The sequence below is a fragment of the Streptomyces sp. ICC1 genome (assembly GCF_003287935.1).
GTDB lineage: Bacteria > Actinomycetota > Actinomycetes > Streptomycetales > Streptomycetaceae > Streptomyces > Streptomyces tritrimontium.
Window position 1 is genome coordinate 5,703,947 of record NZ_CP030287.1, and the last position, 12,136, is coordinate 5,716,082.

Below are 12,136 nucleotides of genomic sequence, written 5' to 3' on the forward strand. Positions count from 1 at the left end.
TCGTGTACTGGGTAATCCCTACTTCATGACTCGTCCCCTGCTCCTCCTCGACGTCGACGGCCCCCTGAATCCCTTCCGGTCCCCCTTCGCGGGCCTGCGCGGATACACCGGCCACCGGATGTGGCCGGCCGTATGGATGTCCTACCGCGTGCCGGATTCCGTGAAGGCCCGGCGCGGACTGCGGGTGCGCCTGCACCCCGCGCACGGGGCCCGCCTGCTGGCCCTGCCGTACGAACTCGCCTGGGCCACCACCTGGATGCACGAGGCCAACACGATGATCGCCCCGCACATCGGACTTCCCGCTGATCTTCCGGTCATCGAATGGCCGGAACTCTTTGCCCGCGATCCCGACGGGATCTCCTGGAAGACCCGCCACCTCGTCGACTGGGCGGCCGGCCGCCCCTTCGCCTGGGTCGACGACATGATCACGCCCCTCGACCGCGACTGGGTCGCCGCCCACCACCCCGCACCGGCCCTGCTCCTGCGCATCCACCCCGGAAGGGGCCTGCGCGAGCCCGACTTCGCCGCGCTGCGCCGGTGGGCGGCCGAACTCACCCCAGCAGGGCCGTGATCGGGTCCGGTGAGGGCCGGCCCTTGGGCCACCAGTCGGCGGTGTCCGGGCCGGACTCGTAGGCGTACCAGAGGCCGTCACGGCCGAGGCGGAGCTGGTGGATCCGGGACGTGAGGCGGTTGCGCTCGGGGCGGAAGGGGCCCCGGGCGGCGGCGAGGAGAGCGGGCCGGGCCCGGTCGAACGGGCCGGCCGGCGGGTCCCACGGCTCCTCGAGGACGAGCAGGGCGGGCAGGCCTCCCTGCCGCCAGGCGGCCGCGCCCCGGGCGAGGTCGGTCGTGCTGCGGCCCGTGGCGCGGGCCAGGTCCCGGTAGAGGGCGCGGGCCGCCCCGGTGAGCCCGGCCGTGTGGTGCGCCGAGGCCAGCCGGACGGCGTCCTGCCAGCGGGTCAGCCCGGCCATCGGATCCTCGCCGGTGGTCAGCAGGGCCAGGGCCCGGGCGGCCGCGTCCCCGGCGAGCTGGTCCAGGGCGAGCGGGTCCGGGGCGGCCGGATCGGTCGGATAGGCGGGCGGCACGCCGGCGACACCGGGCGCCGCGACCGGGGCGGGCAGCGGCGGCAGGACGGTACGGGCGAGCGCTTCGCGGGCCGGCACACCGGGGAAGTCCGGCGTGGTGTCGGGCTGTTCGCGCGCGGCATGGGCGGCGTTGCGGCGGGTGAGCTCCTCCAGCAGCTCGCGCTCCCCGCGCCCCCGCAGGAGCAGCAGGACGAAGGGGTCGCCGTCCAGGAGGCGGGCCGCGCGGTAGCAGAGGGCGGCGGCGTGCTTGCACGGCGGGCGGGCGACGTCCGGGCAGGAGCACTGCGCCACGAGCTCGCCCGCGCCGGGCAGGACCGTCTCCGCGAGCGACTCCGGCACCTCGCGCTCCAGCAGCGCCGCCAGCGCCGTCGGATCGGCGGCCACGGCCTCCAGGAGCTCGCGCCACTCGGCGTCCCCGAAGGCGGGCAGGGACAGCTCGGTGCGGTACGGGCGCGGCCGGCTGCCCCGTACGTAGGCCACGATCCGGCCCGGTGTGATCGTGACGGCGTCGACGTGGCCCTCGGCCGCATACGTCCGCCCGCGGGCCAGCCGGGCTCCGTCGCGGGCGACCGTTTCGAGCGCCGACACCCAGGCCCGGCCCCACCAGCTGACGGCCTCCGAGCCGGGCGGCACGGTTTCGAAGGTACGGCGGCGGTCGTCCCGCGCGGTGATCACGCGGGCCTGCGCAGGGAGACGAGGTCGGCCAGCTCGCGGTCGGTCAGCTCGGTCAGCGCCGCCTCGCCGGAGCCGAGCACGGCATCGGCCAGGGCCCGCTTCGCCTCCAGCATCTCGGCGATCCGGTCCTCGACGGTGCCTTCGGCGATGATGCGGTGGACCTGGACGGGCTGGGTCTGGCCGATGCGGTAGGCGCGGTCGGTGGCCTGCTCCTCGACGGCCGGGTTCCACCAGCGGTCGTAGTGGATGACGTGGCCGGCGCGGGTCAGGTTGAGCCCGGTGCCGGCGGCCTTCAAGGAGAGCAGGAAGACCGGGGACTCCCCGGCCTGGAACCGGTCCACGAGCTCCTCGCGGCGGGCCACCGGCGTCCCCCCGTGCAGCAGTTGGTGGGAGATCCCGCGCGCCGTCAGATGGCGCTCGATGATGCGGGCCATCGTCACGTACTGCGTGAAGACCAGCACCGAGCCGCCCTCGGCCAAGATCGTGTCGAGCAGCTCGTCCAGCAGGGCCAGCTTCCCGGAGCGGTGCGCGATCCGGGGCTCTTCCTCCTTCAGGTACTGCGCCGGGTGGTTGCAGATCTGCTTGAGCGAGGCCAGCAGCTTCATGATCATGCCGCGCCGCTCGATGCCCTCGCTCGCGCCGATCACGGCCATCGCCTCATCGACCGCGGCCTGGTACAGCGAGACCTGCTCGCGGGTGAGGGACACGGGGTGGTCGGTCTCCGTCTTCGGCGGCAGCTCGGGCGCGATCCCGGGATCCGACTTCTTGCGCCGCAGCAGGAACGGCCGCACCAGCGCGGCGAGCCGGGCGACCGCCGCGTCGTTGCCGCCGTCCTCCTCCGTCTGGTGCTCCACGGGCCGGGCGTGCCGGGCCCGGAACGCGGTCAGCGGACCGAGCAGGCCCGGCGTGGTCCAGTCGAGGAGTGCCCACAGCTCGGAGAGGTTGTTCTCCACCGGGGTGCCGGTCAGCGCCACCCGCGCGGGCGACGGGATCGTGCGCAGCGCCTTCGCCGTCGCCGAGTGCGGGTTCTTGACGTGCTGGGCCTCATCGGCGACGACCATGCCCCAGGACTGTTCGGCCAGCCGGGCCGCTCCCGCGCGCATCGTCCCGTAGGTGGTGAGGACGAATCCGCCCTCGAGTCCCTCCAGGCTGCGGCCCGCGCCGTGGAAGCGGCGCACCGGGGTGCCGGGGGCGAACCTCTCGATCTCCCGCTGCCAGTTGCCCAGCAGTGAGGCCGGGCAGACCACCAGCGTCGGCTCGGGGCGGTCGCGGTGCAGGTGCAGGGCGATCAGGGTGACCGTCTTGCCCAGCCCCATGTCGTCGGCGAGGCAGCCGCCGAGGCCGAGCGAGGTCATCAGGTCCAGCCAGGCCAGACCGCGGGCCTGGTAGTCGCGCAGGGTGGCCTTGAGCCCGGCCGGCTGGGGCAGCGGGGCCAGCTCCGCGGTCAGCCGGTCGCGCAGGGCGGCGAGCGCCCCGACCGGGACCGCCGCCACCGGCTCCCCCTCGATCTCGGTCGTCCCCGACAGGACGGCGGCCAGCGCGTCCACCGGGTCCAGCAGGCCCAGCTCGCGCTTGCGCGCCTTGCGCACCAGCTCCGGATCGACGCGCACCCACTGGTCGCGCAGCCGCACCACGGGGCGGTGGGCCTGCGCGAGCGCGTCCATCTCCCCCGGGGTGAGCCGGTCGCCGCCCAGCGCCAGCTCCCAGGAGAAGGCGAAGAGGTGATCGGCGTCGAAGAAGGCGGTGCCGTCGGTGGCGGAGCCGGGGGCGGTGGACCGCACGGCCGCGGTCGCGGTGAGCGTACGGGCCAGGTCGCGCGGCCAGTGGACCGGGACTCCCGCCTCCGCCAGCCGGGTCGCGGCGCGGCCGAGCAGGTCCTCCAGCTCGGGATCCGAGAGGGCCAGCACATCGGGGACCGGCTGGTCCAGCAGACGCAGCAGCGGCGGCCAGACGCGGGCCGCCCGGCGCAGCGCGAGCACGGCATCGATCCGGGCGCGGGGTCCGAAGCCGGCCGCGGCGGCTCCCGCCCAGAGCATCGAGGCGTCCGTGACCAGGGTCGGGTCGGCGAGGCTGTGCACCTGGACGACGGCGGCCCCGGCGCGGCGCATCTCCTCCCCCTGCCCCGCCCCGTCCTCCTCCTCCGCGTCGAAGAGGCGGAAGGAGGACAGGTCGAGCCGCAGCGAGATCCCGACTCCGGTGTCCGCGCCGGACGCGACCTGCGCCACCCAGTCCCGCATGCCCGGGACGTGCTGCGGCTCCCGGGCGGCGAACGGCCGGCCCGCGGCGAAGGGCGCCGCCGGGGTGCGGGGCAGGCTGTCGGCGACGGCGTCGAGGAACGCCCGGACCAGGGCCGCCGGTTCGGGCAGCTGGAGCGGGCGGCGGCCGGCCAGCGGTGTGGCGTACCCCTCGTGGGGCAGTGCGGCCGCGACCGCGCGCAGGTGCTCGACGTCCCCGGCGTCGAGCGGTCCGGCCCGCCAGGCGTCGATCCCCTCGGGGGTCAGGCCCGGCAGCAGGCGGCCCCGCGCCACGAGGCCGAGCGCCTGGACGGCCGCGGTCCCCCAGGCGCGGGCAGCGGGATGCGCGGCGGGGCTGCGGACCGCGCGGACGAGCAGGGGCAGGGCGGCGGTCACGGTGAGGGTGAGCGCGGGCACGGTCCGGCTGCGGACCCCCTCGCCGTGCGGGCGCACGACGGTGAGCGGGCCCGGGGCGGCGACGTGGCCGCCTTCGCCCTCCCCCGCCGCGGGCAGGGGGTCGCCATCGGGGGCCCAGAAGGCGATGCGGCTCTCGCGGGGAACGGCGGCGGGCAGGAACACGGCGGCATGGCGCAGCAGCGCGGACGGCGCCGCCGGTGCGTGCCCCTGCGTCATGCCGTCCCCCCTTCGCCGTCGTCCGGTCAGACGGATCCCGTCTGCCGCCGAGTCTAGGCGGGGGCACTGACAATCCGGCTGACCTGCACGTTCACCCTGAGTCCGGGACGGTCCGGGACGGTCCGGGGGGTCAGCGGGCCCAGCGCCCCTGTTCGTAGGCGAAGCCGTACACCGGCCGGTCCGGGGCCGCCGCCGAGATGCGCCAGGGGCGGCCGCCGGCGTCGACGCGGAGCGTGCCGGAACCGGTATAGGAGGTCCAGCGCAGGTCGAGGTACCAGTCGCAGTCGCAGCCGGTGGTGGTCGTCTGCACGCGCAGGACGGCCGGTTCGGCGGCCGAGACCCGCAGCGGGAGGGCGGGGGCGGCGACGGCCTCCCCGGCGTCGTTGCCGGCCACCGGGCGGGCGAGCGGGCGCGGGGCGTCCAGGTTGACCTCGAAGCCGGCCGGGGTGAGCGCCCCGCCGCAGCCCTGCGACATCCGGTAGACGTTCCACGGCGGCGGGGTCCGCCGCGCCTCCACCCGTACCTGGAGGTCCTGTAGGACCACGGAGTCCCGGCCCGTGCCGTGCAGGGTCACCTCCACGATCTGCGTGCCCGCGTGCACGGCCCCGCGGGCCGTCGCCCACGCGGGCGCGTCCGCCTCCACCGGCGGCGGGGGCACCGCCGAGGGGCCCGGCTCGGCGAGGTAGGCGTGGTCGCAGCCGGACGCCCACACGTGCGACCGCACGGCCGCGCGCAGCGGCGCAGCGGCCTCCGCCGGCGCCTCCGTACCGGGTGCGGTCGCCGTACCGGGCGCGGTACCGGGTGCGGTCGCCGTCGGCCCCGCCTGGGGCGTGCCGGGGTCCGGACCCGTCCGGCCCGCAGAGCCCGGCGGCTCCGGCGGCCCCGTCAGCAACCAGGCCGCGAAGCCCGCCGCCAGCGCCGCCGCCCCCACGGCCACCGCCGCGCCGGCCGGCAGCCGCCGGCGCCCGCGCCCCGGCTCGCGTACGGCCGAGGCAGCCGGCACCTCCCGTAACTCGGGCGCCTCGGGCACGACCGGCACCACCGGCACCACCGGCACCTCCGAGGAAGCCTCCGGCACCGCCCGCGCCCCCGCCCGGCGCCTGGCATCCGCGAGCAGCCACGCCCGGTGCAGGTCCACCGCCTCCCCCTGAGTGGCCCCGCAGGCCCGCGCGAACCGGTCCACCACCGCGAACTCCGCGGGCACCGCCTCGCCGCTGCAGTACCGGTGCAGGGTCGACGTACTCGTGTGCAGCCGCCGCGCGAGCACCCCGTAGCTCAGCCCGGCACGGTCCTTCAGCTCCCGCATCGCCCGCGCGAACGACTCCGCCTCGGCCGACCTCTCCGCCTCACCCACGCTGTCCCCCGTCCCGCGACCCCGTTCCATGCATGGGGTGTTCCCCCAGGTGACAGCACGTACGGCCGTTCCAGTGTCCCGGTCCATCCACAAACCGTCGCCCGACGCCCCGGGCCGGGTAGAGGCTCTTCGCGGACAGCACCGCACCGATGACCGACACGGGGAGAACCGACCATGTTCCGACGCACGACCCAGACCACCGCAGTCCTCGCGGCAGCCGCGGCGGCCGTCGCCGCCCTCGTCCTCACCGCCTCGACCACGGCCGCGGCCGCCACCGCGCCCGGGTTCATCGGCGGCGCCGACCTGCCCCCGCAGCCGGGCACGCCCTGGTACACCGGAGAGGTCACCAAGGGGCTGCCCGAGACCGCGCCGTTCTGCCTGGACGGCGTGCTCCCGGCGGCCGGGAGCTGGCACCGCACCTTCGGCACCGAGTTCGACACGGGCGCGGTCCAGGTCTCCGTACGCGCCTCCTCCGCCGGCGCGGCCGCCAAGCTGGCCGCCGCCCTCGAACGCAAGGTGGCCGGCTGCGCCGCCGACTGGCTGCGGACCACCCCCGGCGGGACGGCCTCCTGGCAGGACTACGGGAAGCTCTCCGTCGAGGAGGGCGCGCACGTCTACGGGGTGCACACCTCGATCCCGGAATCCGAGCCGGGCGTGCACCTCTACGGGATCGGGCGCGACGGCTCCACCGTGACGGTCGTGAACTGGGGGCAGATGGGCAACCTCTCCCACGCGCCCGTACCGGCCTTCAAGAAGACCACGACCGCGGCCGTGAACAAGCTCAACCCCTGACGCGGGGCGCCGCCGGTGGGACCATGGGGGGGGAGACGGACCGGGCCGATCGGACGAGCGTGTCGAGGCGATGGCCATGCGAACGGGAAACGAGCCGGTGAATGCCCGCAGCCCGCTGCGGCTGCGGTTCTGGCTGAGCCTGTGGGGGCTGCTCTGGGCCGGCGCCGGGGCGGTGGCCTTCGCGTTCGCCGCCCGGCCCGGCTGGGCGGGGGCGTGCGCCGCCGTCGCCGCGCTCGCGGCCGTGGACCTCGTCGTCGTGATCCGCCACATCCGCCAGGGCCCGCACTACCAGCCCGGCCGGGACGTTCCCCCGTACGAGCCGCCCGGACGGGAGCGGTGATCACCGGGGATCCGCGGAGGCGCCTACTCCTCGAAGCGGGCCGCCGCCAGGTAGTCGGGCCGGGGGTCGAGCGCGGCCGCCAGCCGGAAGTGCTTGCGGGCCTGGTCGGGCCGCCCGGCCCGCTCGTGGGTGCGGGCCAGCGCGAAGTGGGCGAAGGCGTTGTCCGGCTCCCGCTCCAGCACGAGCTCGAACTCCAGCTCCGCCGGGCGCAGTTGGGCGGCCGCGAAGAAGGCGCGGGCGCGCAGCAGCCGGGCCGCGGTGTTCTCCGGGTGCGCGGCTATGACCGAGTCGAGGAGTTTCACGGCACCGCGCGGGTCGCGCGCGGCGAGCAGCTGCTCGGCGGCCCGGTAGTCGATGACGTGCGTCTCGGGCGAGGGGGACGAGGACGGCGACGGGGGCGGGGGCGGGAACTGCGGCGGCGTGTCGGACACGATCTCTTCCTTCCCTCTGCGGGCGCGTTCAACGCCCCACGGCTCACGCGCTATTGGGCCCGCGCCGCGAGTTCCTCCCACACCTTGCGCACCTGCGGCTCCAGCGCTTCCAGCGGCCCGTCGTTGTCGATCACGAGGGTGGCCACGGCGAGCCGCTGCTCCCGGGTGGCCTGCGCGGCCATCCGGGCGCGCGCCTCCCCCTCGTCCATGCCGCGCAGCGCGGTGAGCCGGGCCAGCTGGGTCCCGGGCGCCGCGTCCACCACGACGACCAGGTCGTACAGGGGCGCGAGCCCGTTCTCCGCGAGCAGCGGCACGTCGTGCACGACGATCGCGTCGGTTCCCGCGGCGGCTTCCAGCTCGGCGGACCGGGCACCGACGAGCGGGTGCACGATCCCGTTGAGGATCCGCAGCTTGGCCGGGTCGGCGAACACCACCGATCCCAGCCTCGGCCGGTCCAGCTCGCCCGAGGCGGTCAGCACGGACTCGCCGAAGGCCGCCACGACGGCCGCGAGCCCGGGCGTGCCGGGCTCCACGACTTCCCGGGCGATCCGGTCGGCGTCCACGACGACCGCCCCGTACCCCGCCAGCAGCCGGGAGACCTCGCTCTTGCCCGCGCCGATTCCGCCTGTCAGTCCCACTTTCAACATGCCCGGCAGACTAGCCTCCGCGCCCTGGGGCCCGTAAAGCCCCCTGCCGCGGACCGGGCCTCAGCCCTCGCCCTCGCGCTCCGCCAGGAACCGCTCGAACTCGCGCCCGATCTCGTCCGCCGAGGGGATCTCCGCGGGCTCCGCGATCATGTTGCCGCGGGTCTCGGCGCCGGCCGCGGCATCGTACTGGTGCTCCAGCCCCTGGACGAGGCTGACCAGCTCCTCGTCGCCCTCGCGGATCTGCCGGTCGATCTCCGTCTGGGTGCGGTGCGCCTCGGTGCGCAGCGCGTGCGCGACCGCCGGCAGGACCAGCCCGGTCGCGGCGGTGATCGCCTCGAGGGCCGTCAGCGCGGCGTCCGGATACGGCGAGCGCGCCACGTAGTGCGGTACGTGGGCGGCGACGCCCAGCACGTCGTGCCCGGCCTGGCCGAGGCGGAACTCCAGCAGCGACTCGGCGCTGCCCGGCACCTGGGCCTCGTCGAAGGGGCTGCGGTGGCCCGGCATGAGGTCGGTCCGGTTGCCGTGCGGGGTGATCCCGACGGGCCGGGTGTGCGGGACGCCCATGGGGATGCCGTGGAAGTTGACGGAGAGCCGGACGCCGAGGCGTTCGACGATCTGCCGGACGGCGACGGCGAAGCGCTCCCATTCCACGTCCGGCTCGGGGCCGGACAGCAGCAGGAAGGGCGCGCCGGTGGCGTCCTGGACCAGGCGCACCTCGAGCAGGGGCTCCTCGAACTCCGCCCAGTGGTCGCGCTGGAAGGTCAGCAGCGGGCGGCGCGCCCGGTAGTCCACCAGCCGGTCCGCGTCGAACCGGGCCACGACCTGGTGGGGCAGGGTGTCGAGCAGCCACTCGACGATCTGCTCGCCGGCCTCGCCGGCGTCGATGTAGCCCTCGAAGTGGTAGAGCATGACCAGCCCGGCCGAGTCCTGGGCGAGTGCCAGGTCGGCCACCGCCAGGCCCTTGGCGTCCCATTCGTACAAACCCTGTGGATCAAGCACCGTTACCACTCCTCCTCGCCGTGTTCTCTGCCAAGAACGCCCAAGGAGCCGTCACCATTCCCCAGTTGGCGGTATTCGCCGGAACCCGTGCGATCTTCACCCTGGAACGCGGCAAGGCCCGCCCCCCTGAGGGGACGGGCCTTTCCGTTGAACATCAGCTCAGCTCACACCGCTCGCGAGCGGGCGGCGTGTGGCGCTGCTGCGATCAGCTCTGGCCGCCGGCCAGCTTCTCGCGGAGCGCCGCCAGGGCCTCGTCCGACGCCAGGGCGCCGGAGGTCTCGTCCGCACCCTCGGAGGAGTACGAACCACCCGAGATGCCCGCACCGGCGCTGCTGCTGCTGCCGGCGGCGGCCGGAGCGGCCGCACCCTCGGCAGCGGCGGCCTCGTCGGCCTCGCGGCTCTTGATGACCTGGGCCTGGTGCTGCTCGAAGCGCGTCTGCGCCTCGGCGTACTGGCCCTCCCAGGCTTCGCGCTGCTTGTCGAAGCCCTCGAGCCAGTCGTTGGTCTCGGGGTCGAAGCCCTCGGGGTAGATGTAGTTCCCCTGGTCGTCGTAAGACGCGGCCATGCCGTACAGGGTCGGGTCGAACTCGACCGACGCCGGGTCGGCACCGAAGGACTCGTTGGCCTGCTTCAGCGACAGCGAGATCCGGCGACGCTCAAGGTCGATGTCGATGACCTTGACGAAGATCTCGTCGTTGACCTGGACGACCTGCTCCGGGATCTCCACGTGGCGCTCGGCCAGCTCGGAGATGTGGACCAGACCCTCGATGCCCTCGTCCACGCGGACGAACGCACCGAACGGAACCAGCTTGGTGACCTTACCCGGGACGACCTGACCGATCTGGTGCGTCCGGGCGAACTGCTGCCACGGGTCTTCCTGCGTCGCCTTCAGCGACAGGGAGACACGCTCGCGGTCCATGTCGACGTCGAGAACCTCGACGGTGACTTCCTGGCCGACCTCGACAACCTCGGAGGGGTGGTCGATGTGCTTCCAGGACAGCTCGGAGACGTGGACGAGACCGTCGACGCCACCCAGGTCCACGAAGGCACCGAAGTTGACGATCGAGGAAACGACGCCGGAGCGGACCTGACCCTTCTGCAGGGTGGTGAGGAACGTCTGGCGAACCTCGGACTGGGTCTGCTCGAGCCAGGCGCGGCGGGACAGGACCACGTTGTTGCGGTTCTTGTCCAGCTCGATGATCTTCGCCTCGAGCTCCTTGCCCACGTAGGGCTGGAGGTCGCGGACGCGACGCATCTCGACGAGGGAGGCCGGCAGGAAGCCGCGGAGGCCGATGTCGAGGATGAGTCCACCCTTGACGACCTCGATGACGGTACCGGTGACGATGCCGTCTTCTTCCTTGATCTTCTCGATCGTGCCCCAGGCGCGCTCGTACTGCGCGCGCTTCTTGGACAGGATGAGACGGCCTTCCTTGTCCTCCTTCTGGAGAACAAGAGCCTCGATCTCGTCGCCGACCTTGACGACATCGTTCGGGTCGACATCGTGCTTGATCGAGAGCTCGCGGCTCGGGATGACGCCCTCGGTCTTGTAACCGATGTCGAGGAGAACCTCGTCACGGTCGACCTTCACGATGACGCCGTCGACGATGTCGCCGTCGTTGAAGTACTTGATCGTCTCGTCGATCGCGGCGAGGAACGCTGCCTCGTCACCGATGTCGTTGACCGCAACCTGCGGAGTGGTCGTTGCGGTGGTCTCGGTGCTGCTCGTCATGTGGGTAAGGGCTCCGGTTACGGACAGAAAGTCGTAGGTACTGCTACGCCGGGAGCCCTTATCGGCATCTGCCGAAGAAGCCGGACAGCCAAGGAAGCCCCAGTTCCGCGAAGTGCGGGGTGGGGGCCTCGAAAACCGAGGGGACATCGACAGATGCAAGCGCAGCCTGCTAGGTCTGAGGAGCACAGGCTCGCAGCGCAACTTGTAGCATACGGGGGCAGCCGGACAGGGTCAATGCGCGAAGGCGCACACCCCGGGCGGATCGCCACACAACCGGCACAATTAGTGGGCGGGCAGGCGCCGATGGCGCTTCCCGACCGCTTTCCGCAGACATTCGCAGACTACGACGACGGGCCCCATGAACCAAGAGGACTACGCCACCGAAGAAGCGTACGAAGCCGGCCCGGCCGCCGAGGACGACTCCGAGGCCACCCGGCGTGACGCCGGGGAAGCGGAGAGCAGCCGGGCCAGCCGCGGCCGGTGGGACCGCAACGCCGACGAGTACCAGAGCGAGCACGGAGCGTTCCTCGGCGACGACCGCTTCGTCTGGGGCCCCGAGGGCCTGGACGAGGCGGAGGCGGCCCTCCTCGGCCCCACCGCCTCCCTCAAGGGCAAGGACGTCCTGGAGATCGGCGCCGGCGCGGCCCAGTGCTCGCGCTGGCTGGCCGCCCAGGGCGCCCGCCCCGTCGCCCTGGACCTCTCCCACCGCCAGCTCCAGCACGCGCTGCGCATCGGCGGCAGCGATGTGCCGGCGGCCCGGCTGGTCGAGGCCGACGCCGGCCGGCTCCCCTTCCGCGACGGCTCCTTCGACCTCGCCTGCTCCGCCTACGGCGCCGTCCCCTTCGTCGCCGACCCCGTGAACGTCATGCGCGAGGTCCGCCGCGTGCTGCGCCCCGGCGGCCGCTGGGTCTTCTCCGTCACCCACCCGGTCCGCTGGGCCTTCCCCGACGAGCCCGGCCCCGAGGGCCTGTCCGTCTCCGCCTCCTACTTCGACCGCACCCCGTACGTGGAGCAGGACGAGGACGGCAGCGCCGTGTACGTGGAGCACCACCGCACCCTGGGCGACCGGGTACGGGACGTGGTCGCGGGCGGCTTCCGCCTCCTCGACCTGGTCGAGCCGGAGTGGCCCGCCTGGAACAGCCAGGAGTGGGGCGGCTGGTCCCCCCTGCGCGGCAACCTCATCCCCGGCACCGCGATCTTCGTGTGCGAGCGGGACTGAG

The 12,136-nt window shown here is 74.0% G+C and carries 11 protein-coding genes; 4 read left to right on the forward strand and 7 right to left on the reverse strand.

Features of this window, described 5'->3' with window-relative positions:
* The first annotated feature begins 25 nt into the window (after window positions 1-25).
* Window positions 26-571: a hypothetical protein gene (locus DRB96_RS26800; RefSeq protein ID WP_112450767.1), complete on the forward strand. Its 546-nt coding sequence runs from the start codon at window positions 26-28 to the stop codon at window positions 569-571.
* On the opposite strand, the gene DRB96_RS26805 is transcribed toward DRB96_RS26800, so the two are convergent.
* The 3 genes from DRB96_RS26805 to DRB96_RS26815 form a co-directional block, all read right to left on the reverse strand.
* Entirely contained in the window at window positions 552-1,757 is a 1,206-nt protein-coding gene (locus DRB96_RS26805; RefSeq protein WP_112450768.1) for an SWIM zinc finger family protein, read from the reverse strand. The two genes, DRB96_RS26800 and DRB96_RS26805, sit on opposite strands and share 20 nt — an antisense overlap.
* Window positions 1,754-4,624, reverse strand: coding sequence for a DEAD/DEAH box helicase (locus DRB96_RS26810; protein WP_112450769.1), 2,871 nt, complete (start codon window positions 4,622-4,624; stop codon window positions 1,754-1,756). Before DRB96_RS26810 ends, DRB96_RS26805 begins: the two co-directional genes overlap by 4 nt.
* A gap of 130 nt (window positions 4,625-4,754) precedes the next feature.
* Complete coding sequence (locus DRB96_RS26815; protein ID WP_162688738.1) at window positions 4,755-5,978, reverse strand: helix-turn-helix transcriptional regulator; 1,224 nt, start codon at window positions 5,976-5,978, stop codon at window positions 4,755-4,757.
* 174 nt (window positions 5,979-6,152) lie between these two features.
* On the opposite strand from DRB96_RS26815, the gene DRB96_RS26820 reads away from it, so the two are divergent.
* Both DRB96_RS26820 and DRB96_RS26825 read left to right on the forward strand, forming a co-directional pair.
* Complete coding sequence (locus tag DRB96_RS26820; RefSeq protein ID WP_112450771.1) at window positions 6,153-6,770, forward strand: hypothetical protein; 618 nt, start codon at window positions 6,153-6,155, stop codon at window positions 6,768-6,770.
* Window positions 6,771-6,846: 76 nt separating this feature from the next.
* Window positions 6,847-7,110 carry a DUF6343 family protein gene (locus tag DRB96_RS26825; protein ID WP_112453730.1) on the forward strand — a complete coding sequence of 88 codons (264 nt, stop codon included), beginning with the start codon at window positions 6,847-6,849 and terminating at the stop codon, window positions 7,108-7,110.
* A 23-nt stretch (window positions 7,111-7,133) separates the two neighbouring features.
* Here DRB96_RS26825 and DRB96_RS26830 read toward each other — a convergent pair whose 3' ends face one another.
* From DRB96_RS26830 to rpsA, 4 genes are all read right to left on the reverse strand, one after another.
* Window positions 7,134-7,541 carry a tetratricopeptide repeat protein gene (locus tag DRB96_RS26830; RefSeq protein WP_112450772.1) on the reverse strand — a complete coding sequence of 136 codons (408 nt, stop codon included), beginning with the start codon at window positions 7,539-7,541 and terminating at the stop codon, window positions 7,134-7,136.
* 50 nt (window positions 7,542-7,591) lie between these two features.
* The gene (gene coaE, locus DRB96_RS26835; protein ID WP_112450773.1) at window positions 7,592-8,188 is read right to left on the reverse strand and encodes a dephospho-CoA kinase; all 597 of its coding nucleotides are present in this window, start codon (window positions 8,186-8,188) and stop codon (window positions 7,592-7,594) included.
* Window positions 8,189-8,248: 60 nt separating this feature from the next.
* Complete coding sequence (locus tag DRB96_RS26840) at window positions 8,249-9,187, reverse strand: PAC2 family protein (RefSeq protein WP_112450774.1); 939 nt, start codon at window positions 9,185-9,187, stop codon at window positions 8,249-8,251.
* A gap of 205 nt (window positions 9,188-9,392) precedes the next feature.
* Window positions 9,393-10,916 carry a 30S ribosomal protein S1 gene (gene rpsA, locus DRB96_RS26845; protein ID WP_112450775.1) on the reverse strand — a complete coding sequence of 508 codons (1,524 nt, stop codon included), beginning with the start codon at window positions 10,914-10,916 and terminating at the stop codon, window positions 9,393-9,395.
* A 358-nt stretch (window positions 10,917-11,274) separates the two neighbouring features.
* Between rpsA and DRB96_RS26850 the strand changes: the two genes are divergently transcribed.
* The gene (locus DRB96_RS26850; RefSeq protein ID WP_112450776.1) at window positions 11,275-12,135 is read left to right on the forward strand and encodes a class I SAM-dependent methyltransferase; all 861 of its coding nucleotides are present in this window, start codon (window positions 11,275-11,277) and stop codon (window positions 12,133-12,135) included.
* The last annotated feature ends 1 nt before the right edge of the window (window position 12,136 follow it).

What these genes read in the sequence shown, in the direction of transcription:
- DRB96_RS26800 (WP_112450767.1), top strand. Translation starts at nt 26, where the DNA reads ATGACTCGTCCCCTGCTCCTCCTCGACGTCGACGGCCCCCTGAATCCC.
- rpsA (WP_112450775.1), bottom strand. Translation starts at nt 10,916, where the DNA reads ATGACGAGCAGCACCGAGACCACCGCAACGACCACTCCGCAGGTTGCG.
- DRB96_RS26850 (WP_112450776.1), top strand. Translation starts at nt 11,275, where the DNA reads ATGAACCAAGAGGACTACGCCACCGAAGAAGCGTACGAAGCCGGCCCG.
- DRB96_RS26825 (WP_112453730.1), top strand. Translation starts at nt 6,847, where the DNA reads ATGCGAACGGGAAACGAGCCGGTGAATGCCCGCAGCCCGCTGCGGCTG.
- coaE (WP_112450773.1), bottom strand. Translation starts at nt 8,188, where the DNA reads ATGTTGAAAGTGGGACTGACAGGCGGAATCGGCGCGGGCAAGAGCGAG.
- DRB96_RS26810 (WP_112450769.1), bottom strand. Translation starts at nt 4,624, where the DNA reads ATGACGCAGGGGCACGCACCGGCGGCGCCGTCCGCGCTGCTGCGCCAT.
- DRB96_RS26820 (WP_112450771.1), top strand. Translation starts at nt 6,153, where the DNA reads ATGTTCCGACGCACGACCCAGACCACCGCAGTCCTCGCGGCAGCCGCG.